8 protein-coding genes and 1 tRNA gene are annotated in these 7204 nt (G+C 48.0%); all 9 read right to left on the bottom strand.

The genetic code is table 11. The features are described from left to right. Positions 1–700: 700 nt before the first annotated feature. Entirely contained in the window at positions 701–1177 is a 477-nt protein-coding gene (locus Q0X57_RS06880; RefSeq protein WP_297729461.1) for a biopolymer transporter ExbD, read from the bottom strand. 23 nt (positions 1178–1200) lie between these two features. Beyond that, complete coding sequence (locus Q0X57_RS06875; protein ID WP_297729458.1) at positions 1201–1806, bottom strand: biopolymer transporter ExbD; 606 nt, start codon at positions 1804–1806, stop codon at positions 1201–1203. Positions 1807–1830: 24 nt separating this feature from the next. After that, complete coding sequence (locus Q0X57_RS06870) at positions 1831–2301, bottom strand: hypothetical protein (protein ID WP_007365084.1); 471 nt, start codon at positions 2299–2301, stop codon at positions 1831–1833. A 9-nt stretch (positions 2302–2310) separates the two neighbouring features. Next, a complete protein-coding gene (locus Q0X57_RS06865) occupies positions 2311–3138 on the bottom strand; it encodes a MotA/TolQ/ExbB proton channel family protein (protein ID WP_297729453.1) in 828 nt (275 codons plus the stop codon). Between the two features lie 48 nt (positions 3139–3186). Next, positions 3187–3274 (bottom strand) — tRNA-Ser (locus tag Q0X57_RS06860). Positions 3275–3445: 171 nt separating this feature from the next. Further along, on the bottom strand, positions 3446–4246 hold the full coding sequence (locus Q0X57_RS06855; protein WP_297729449.1) for a TatD family hydrolase: 801 nt from the start codon (positions 4244–4246) through the stop codon (positions 3446–3448). Positions 4247–4320: 74 nt separating this feature from the next. Continuing rightward, on the bottom strand, positions 4321–5325 hold the full coding sequence (locus Q0X57_RS06850; protein WP_297729447.1) for a polyprenyl synthetase family protein: 1005 nt from the start codon (positions 5323–5325) through the stop codon (positions 4321–4323). Positions 5326–5440: 115 nt separating this feature from the next. Then, on the bottom strand, positions 5441–6085 hold the full coding sequence (locus tag Q0X57_RS06845; protein ID WP_366775117.1) for a TonB family protein: 645 nt from the start codon (positions 6083–6085) through the stop codon (positions 5441–5443). A gap of 240 nt (positions 6086–6325) precedes the next feature. Continuing rightward, on the bottom strand, positions 6326–7204 hold an 879-nt coding region (locus Q0X57_RS06840), incomplete at its 5' end, for an MFS transporter (RefSeq protein WP_297729440.1).

Raw genomic sequence — 7204 nt, 5'->3', positions numbered from 1 at the left:
CCCCTACCCCTCCTCCCCTATTTGTTAAGTTTCCAAAACGCTCCAGCCTTGGAAAAACAAATTTCCAAGGCTGGAAAGTTTGTCTTCCTCCGTTGGGAACGTCATCCTCTCCGAAAGCGCGCACGACTCCTTCCTCCGTCTGCTATAACTACGTAGTGTCGAAGTAGAGATGGCGCAATGCCACCTGAGAATCGGCAGAGAATACAAGAAAAGAGCCGAGATGCTCATCACACCTCGGCTCCTAGATCGTTTTCGTACAGGTGCCCCATACCCCCACGCCCATCGTCTGCACCCCGAGGGGTGTTGGCGTTTCATAGCCAAATGCGTGGATAAGAGTTTTCTAACGTTGCCCAGCCAACGGCTCCTCCCTAAGAAGTTGCACAGCAAAGATACAAACTAATCAACGATGAAACAACACCTACGAAGAGACCTCAACACTTTAAAATATCACGAAAGCCCTTTCTAGGGACGCACGGAGAGTTCTAGCAAGAGGGCGACCGTTTTCGCTAAAAACGACAGGATGAACATTTGTGGGGGCTAACTTCGTCTCGCTTTAACACAGCGAGTGCCCTTCCAGCATACAGCGACCGAGGGACCTCACAACGAGCACAAAGAAGAAGAGGAGGATGCCAGCTTTATTTCTGTGGCACCCTCCTCTTATTGAGTGAGAGAGTCTATTGCTTAGCGCAATGTATCTCTTTTAGTTATCTCGCTTAGGTCTTGCTGAGTATGATATATTCAATGCGTCAGCACGACGTAGCTCATACTTGATATCTGCTATGATTTTCATCTTGGTAGATGCATCGCCCTTGATAGAGACGGTCATCAACTTGCGACGCTCATCTTGTATCTGAGCCTCTTCGTCCTTGACAAAGCCATAGACGGCAGAGGGATCTGTGGTAATCTGATCGTTGAGCTGGATAGCTGGTGCTGTACCAAACTTAGACTGTAGCTCAGGAATAGGCTTACCTACGTAGATAAAGGATACGAGAGACTTTTCCTCCAACTTGGTGAGCTCAGTCGCTGTCGGGAGATTCTGAAAGGCAACCTTTGGAGTCACCTCTCGGATACTCGTCACCATCATGATGAAGAACAGAAAGGCAAAAATCAAGTCTGGCAGTGAGGAGGTATTCAGCTCAGGCATCGTACGCCCTCCAGCTTGTTTGAACTTTCCCATAATTATGCGCTATAAGTTGAAGTTTACGAGTTGAGTGGCATCTCAGAGATGTGCATCGGATAGCAGTCGACGACAATCTTCTGCTTATCAGGTGTCAGGTCATCGTATGGCTGACCAAACTCTTTCTGAGCGACGATATCCCATACCTCATTGTAAGCTCGGAGTAGCTCGTTCTGTACATCAATATACATCTGGTAGCTGGTCTCAACCTCGTTCTTGAGCGAGATAGCATACGATGATGTGGTCACGACGCGATCCCCTAGTCCAGCGATGTAGCGTGTCTCCTTCTCTGGGAGATGTGGCAGATCCTGGGGGTTGAGGATGAACTCGACAGTACGATCCTTAAGCCTCTCAAGAGGTACGATAGCCATATCGTCACGTCCTGACGCATCTTTCTTGATGATAGCTATCTGATCCGAGCGATTCACAAGGATACGCAATACGTTACGGTCACGTATCTCAATATCCTGTTGCTGCTGCTCGGGGGGAACCAACGGCGGTAGGCGCCTCTTTAGTCCCTGATCGGTGTCCATTGAAGTAGTAATCAAGAAGAAGATCAGAAGAATAAAAGAGATGTCGGCCATGGATGACCCATTGATACTGGGTACCTTCTTTTTAGTTCTAGACATTGCTCTTTACTGATGTTTGATTACTTACTTGGATAGACTCTTACGGATACCACCCCAGATGACACCTACTATGATAAGAACCACGAGCGTGTAGGCTGTGTAGATACACATATCAATGGTCTTGAGCCACCCTGGAGTATTATACTGTGCTGAGTCCTCATTGACAGACATGGGAGTACTATCACCTATAGCATAGGAAACACCCAGTATGACTATCAATAGGATAAAGACTAAGAGACCCTGTAGAGCCTTCTTAGGATTAGTGCGGAATCCTTGGATTAGGGAGGCGATAGCGAACACAAGCGTCGCTATGAGCGTCAACGCAACGAGAGCATAGCCCCAATACAAGACTAAGTCTGTATTGGCATAGACCTTATTGCCCGAAGCATCTAGCTCGACTCCCCCGACGAAAAACGCAAGGCAGACCGCAACGGAGACTACTATGAGTACTAGTAGCGTCCAGCTAGAGATCTTACGAATTTTGGTTACTGCCATGGTTGCGTATTACTTATGGAGGTTGTACTTGATAGCAAAGTCTACTAGCGTGATAGAGGCATCCTCCATACGATTGAGGATAGACTCGACCTTAGATAGGATGTAGTTGTAGAAGATCTGAAGGATCATAGCAACGATCAGACCACCAATGGTCGTGATCAGAGCCACCTTCATACCACCTGCGACAACCGTCGGGCTGATATCACCGACCTTCTCGATCTTATCGAATGCCATGACCATACCAACGACGGTACCAAGGAATCCGAGTGAAGGAGCGATAGCGATGAAGAGCGTGATCCACGAGAGGTTCTTCTCAAGAAGTCCACCCTGTACGCCTCCGTAAGAGACGATAGAACGCTCGACAACATCGATGCCCTGATCAAAGCGCATGAGTGCCTGATAAGCGATAGAAGCAACGGGACCACGAGTGTTACGTGCGATCTCCTTAGCACCATTCATATCACCACGATTGAGTGCCTCCTCGAGCTTGCGTAGGAATGCCTCGTAGTTGTTGTCTGCTAGGTTGAGGTAGATGATACGCTCTAGGCAGAGGACAAGACCGAGGATGAGCACTAGTGCGATGAGTGCCATAAAGTCTGCACCACCCTCGATGAACTTCTTCTTGAGAGCCTGATGGAAGCCTTGATCCTGGTCTGCGGTAGCATCCTGCTCCATAACAACTTCCATATCAGCCTCGACAGCCTCATCAACGGTAGAAGGGGTCACCTCCTCTGTGGTGTCTGTAGCTACTGGAGCAGCCTCCTGTGCGTAGGTCATCTGTGTGAGGCCCAAAGTGAGTAGAGCCATGCTTGATAACGTTGCAAATAACTTTTTCATTGCGATAGCTGTGTTAGTTGATTATTTCTAGTTTGATTATTATTGTTGCGGAGAGAGAGGGATTCGAACCCTCGAAACGTTTTCGACGTTTACACGCTTTCCAGGCGTGCCTCTTCAGCCACTCGAGCATCTCTCCTTATATCTATAGTCAGTTTTATAGCTATCTCGTCTGAATCTATCTCCTATCTCGTGGAGCTTACTGTCCGTTTACCAATGCAAATCTAAAGAATTTCGGCGACTTAGCGCACATCGCAGTCGTTAGATTAGACTCCTTGGCATATTCGCAGACTAGCCAAGCGGACGTTCGTCAACTATTACTAAGCAATAAGTCCAACGAAAAGAGCCGTATAGCATTGCTTGTCGTATGCTCGGCCAAACTCTCCAGTGAGATACCTATCTGATCAGCTACATAACTAGCTGTATGAACTAAATATGCTGGCTCGTTGCGCTTCCCCCGCTGGGGAATAGGAGCCAAATAGGGTGCATCGGTCTCTAGCAACATCTTATCTAGAGGTATATGAGACAATAACTGAGCGGTACGAGAGCGTTTATAAGTCACATTGCCATTGACCCCTATCATCATCAGTGGCAAATGCTCCAAAATACGCTGCAACTGTGCCTCCTCGCCTTCGAAACAATGAAAGACTCCGCGGAGCTGATCCGAAGCGAAGTGAGAGAGCAATAGATCTATCGTCTCATCCAGTGCAGAGCGTACATGCAGTATCACTGGCAGGTCAAGCTCTATAGCCCATCCGACTTGCTCAATAAGAGCTCGTTGTTGCTCCTCCACATAAGTGCGATCCCAGTAGAAGTCCAGTCCTATCTCGCCTATCGCCACTATCTCCTCTCTAGACTCAGCTACGTATTGGCGTAGCTGACGTAGTTGCTCTGAGTAATCTGCCCCCACTGAGGTAGGATGCAGTCCTAGAGCCATCGCTGTGCGATTCGGATAGGAGCGGTGGGTATCGACTAGTAACGAGAGTGACGTGAGATCTACATTGGGCATGACTAAATAGCCAACCCCCGCCTCGTGAGCCGCTGAGATGACAGCGTCTCTGTCTGCCTCATACTCGGTACCGTATATATGTGTGTGGGTATCTATCAGCATCTTTACTCCGTATAGCCATAGGGTCTCCCCTATCTGCCTCTAGACTGCCACCCCCTTCGCTAAGGGCGTGACGCTTAAGTATTGCGCTCAGCCAGTTTGCTCACAAGTACTCGCAACAACGTAGCTTCTCTACCTGTAAACGTCTCTAGACTCTCTAGAGCCTTTTGAGCTTCCGCTAAGTAGTATCGCACGAGTGTCTGCACTTGAGTCGCCACTTCCATTTCGTCATATAGAGCTTTGACCTTTGAGATCTTCTCATCAGCCTGCTCGTTGGGTCTCCGCATCGCCTCTGTGAGTGCTTGTCGCTGAGTCTGTGAAGCAGTGACATAAGCGAGCGTATGGAGGATAGTCTTCTTGCCCTCTAGGATATCTCCTCCGAGGGGCTTGCCAAAGGTTTCACTATCCCCGTATAAATCCAAATAGTCATCCTGAAGCTGAAAAGCTATTCCTAGGTTCCAACCGAAGTTGTAGGCATACTCAACCAACTCTATATCCACCTTTGAGAGAATTGCGCCAAAGCGCGTTGCCGTCGCTATCAGCACTGCTGTCTTGTAGCCAATCATCTCTAGGTATTGCTCCTTAGAGACATTGTCTAGCCTCTCATATTCAAGGTCTAGTTGTTGTCCCTCCATAACGAGCGTTGCCATCTTGTTGAAATCACTCATCAAGTCGGAGAGCACCTCTGGAGAGACCTCCTCCGTAAGCATCTGATAAGCGAGAATCAGCATAGCATCTCCCGATAGAATGGCTGGTGTCAGTCCGTACTTAGCGTAGACTGACGGCTTACCACGTCGCACGAGAGAATTGTCCATCACATCATCATGGAGTAACGTAAAATTGTGAAAGACCTCTAGCGCTACTGCTGGCGATATAACCAGTGGAGCTTCTGGACGAAGAAACGCCTGCATCAAGAGAGCCAAGACTGGACGAACTCGCTTAGCCCCTTCTTGCTCCAATGTATACTGTATTGGAGCATAGAGAGCTTGAGGTGTACGCTTATCCAATTGCAGACGTTGCAGAGTATCCTGCACCATCTGACGATATGCGCTCAAGTCCGTGGCTTTTGATGAATGAGACATCCCTTGTTTATCAGTATGAGAGTGGTATAAATGCCTCGCTAGACTAGCAGTATAGAGAGGCATCTATACCATCTTACAGTTCTTATTCTTTAGTACGTAGTCACCTCTCTTCGCCTTAACCGATGGTAAAGGAGATAGGTAGTGTGAAGTAAGAGCGTACAGGTTTACCACGCTGCTTACCTGGTGTCCACTTAGGCATAGACTTAAGCACGCGAACAGCCTCTTTGTCTAGTGCGGGATCTACCTTACGAGCTACAAGTATATCTCCGATAGATCCATCCTTCTCCACGACAAAGCGGAGTACGACCTTACCTTGTATACCATTATCTAGAGCACTCTGTGGGTACTCAATATGACTAGCAATCCACTTAAGCAGTGAGGGTATATCTCCCGTAGGAGGAACGGCAGGATTCTCAACAATCTCAAAGATCTGATCCTCGGGCTCCTCAACTGTCTGTACAGGCTGGACGATGACGGGTGGCGGTGGTAGCTCACGATCCTGATCTGCAGAGACGATTGAAATCTTAGCAACCTCCTTATTGTCATCAACCACCTTAAACTCTTCTGGTAGTGCAACCTCTACGACCTCTTGTGGAGCCTCTGGCTCTGGCTCGGGTTGCTCTTGTTGCTGCTCATTGATAATAAGGGCATCCTCCATATCGGCAATGTTAAGCGAAGTACTCTCGTCTTCATTGTCGTTTTTGGAAGAGGTCCACTCTAGAGCGGTATAAAGAATACCTAGAGCTAAGACAAAACCCATAGCCAACGATAAAGGTATCGTCCTTCTTAGGTCTGCGTGGGGTGATTTCTTGATTTCCATATAGCGAGTTATCTTATTTCTTCGGTGGAATGGTAGTTCTCTCGGAGCATGCTATCACGTGTAGCTAGCTCTCTCGGCACAAATGTACGAAGATTTTTGCGAGTAGCCTACACCTCCTAGTTAAGTCTTCACTAAAAGAGGTGATAGCACACTCCAAAAGAACCTCCTCCGACGGATAAGTTACTTCTTAATGTTCGGCAACTCAAGACCGTAGCCCTTCTTCTTGTCAGCAGCCTTGAGAAGTATAGCCGTGATGAGAGCTACCACACCAAAGGCGGTAAAGACAAGCATTGCCTGGAAGTAGTCCTTAGGCTGTCCAGGAGCTACATTCTGATTGTTTGCATCTAGGATAGCGCCTATGAGCATAGGGACAGACATAAGTCCGATGTTCTGGATCCAGAAGATAGCTGAGTAAGCAGAGCCTAGCACCTTACCTGGGATAATCTTAGGTACGGATGGCCATAGAGCTGCAGGAACTAGTGAGAAGGAGATACCCAGTACTACGATGGCTATGATAGCAATAGTAGTAGCCAGACCATGAGAGACACTACTGAATGGGAAGAAAGCAAACGTACCATGGCAGACAATCATCAGGATAGCACCGATCATCAGCATCGTCGCACCCTTGCCACGTGCATCTAGGTAAAAGCCCAAGATTGGAGTTATAACCATAGCTCCCACTGGGAAGAGACTAAAGATCTTAGCAGCCACATCTTGCTCGAAGCCCACGTTGCTCACGAGCATCTCCGTGGCAAACTTCTGGAAGGGGAAGATAGCTGAGTAATAGAGGACGCACAGGATGGCAACGATCCAAAACATTGAGTTGCCAAAGACATGACCGAGGTCTCTAAACTTAAAGGGCTCTTCCTCCTCTTTCTCCACAGCTGCATGGGCTGCTTCTAGCTGCTGGTCTAGCTTCTTATCCATGAAGAAGTAAACTACGTAAAGTAGTAGAGCCACTACAAGAAGACACGTGCCAAAGAATACTGAAGCACGTACAGTACCATACTGCTCAGCAATCATTGGGGAGAGCCAAAAACACAGCAACGACACCAAGAC

The sequence above is a fragment of the uncultured Porphyromonas sp. genome, from assembly GCF_947254915.1.
GTDB lineage: Bacteria > Bacteroidota > Bacteroidia > Bacteroidales > Porphyromonadaceae > Porphyromonas.
Note: the sequence above shows the minus strand (reverse complement) of the source record. Positions and strands in the feature narration are given on the sequence as shown.

What these genes read in the sequence shown, in the direction of transcription:
- Q0X57_RS06880 (WP_297729461.1), bottom strand. Translation starts at nt 1,177, where the DNA reads ATGGGAAAGTTCAAACAAGCTGGAGGGCGTACGATGCCTGAGCTGAAT.
- Q0X57_RS06875 (WP_297729458.1), bottom strand. Translation starts at nt 1,806, where the DNA reads ATGTCTAGAACTAAAAAGAAGGTACCCAGTATCAATGGGTCATCCATG.
- Q0X57_RS06870 (WP_007365084.1), bottom strand. Translation starts at nt 2,301, where the DNA reads ATGGCAGTAACCAAAATTCGTAAGATCTCTAGCTGGACGCTACTAGTA.
- Q0X57_RS06865 (WP_297729453.1), bottom strand. Translation starts at nt 3,138, where the DNA reads ATGAAAAAGTTATTTGCAACGTTATCAAGCATGGCTCTACTCACTTTG.
- Q0X57_RS06855 (WP_297729449.1), bottom strand. Translation starts at nt 4,246, where the DNA reads ATGCTGATAGATACCCACACACATATATACGGTACCGAGTATGAGGCA.
- Q0X57_RS06850 (WP_297729447.1), bottom strand. Translation starts at nt 5,325, where the DNA reads ATGTCTCATTCATCAAAAGCCACGGACTTGAGCGCATATCGTCAGATG.
- Q0X57_RS06845 (WP_366775117.1), bottom strand. Translation starts at nt 6,085, where the DNA reads ATGGGTTTTGTCTTAGCTCTAGGTATTCTTTATACCGCTCTAGAGTGG.